The 761-nt window shown below is 60.1% G+C and carries 2 protein-coding genes; both read right to left on the bottom strand.

The window, feature by feature from the left end; translation table 11 throughout:
• On the bottom strand, window positions 1–513 hold a 513-nt coding region (locus A3730_RS07880), incomplete at its 3' end, for a copper resistance protein B (protein WP_063537861.1).
• The coding region (locus tag A3730_RS07885) for a multicopper oxidase domain-containing protein (protein WP_156501065.1) at window positions 510–761 on the bottom strand (252 nt) is incomplete at its 5' end. The genes A3730_RS07880 and A3730_RS07885, both read right to left, overlap by 4 nt.

Consider the following 761-nt stretch of genomic DNA (forward strand, 5'->3'; position numbering starts at 1 on the left):
TTCGATCTCCGGAACCAGTATCCACTTTTGCGTCAGGAGCAACTCGTATTCGGCTTCCAGGCGCAGGTTGGTCAGGCCCTCTTCGCCGATAAACAGGTTGGCGTCCACTTCGAAGAGGTAGGGCGCGACGCCCTGAACACCGATGCTGGCCCAGTCCCGGTTGGGATCGTCCGGTTGCCAGTCTCGTCGCACGCCCAGCTGCCAGTCCCAGAAGGGAGCAAAGGCCCGGTTCCAGGCAAGGCGGGTTTCTGCTGCCTCGGTACTGGCGTCCTCACCGTCGTGCTCCGGATCCATTAACCGTTCGCCTTCGGTGCTGAAGTACAGCTTGTTCAGGTCGCCGCCATGCCAGCCGCTGGCTTCCCAGGCCATGACGGTGCCTTCATCGCTGTCACGGGCTTCCAGCTGGTCGACGATGACACGGGTAAAACGCGGTTCGTTTTTATTCATGGCGAGGGCTGGCGAGGTGGCCGCCAGTGTGATGCTGCCTGCCAGGAGCGTCATCAATGTTTTCATGAGCGGTGCCCTCCATGATCTTTGTCATGTGTGTCGTGCATGCCCTGTGTCTGTGTATCTGGCATGGAAGGGGTGGTGCTGCCATCAACGACGCGCACTTCCCGGAACATGCCTGCCTCCATGTGATAGAGCAGATGGCAGTGATAGGCCCAGCGACCGAGGGCATCGGCGCGCACCAGATAGCTGAGTTTTTCGCCGGGTTTGACGGTGATGGTGTGCTTGCGCAGCAGTTTCCCGTTACCCAGTTC

It is taken from the genome of Alcanivorax sp. HI0044 (assembly GCF_001634945.1).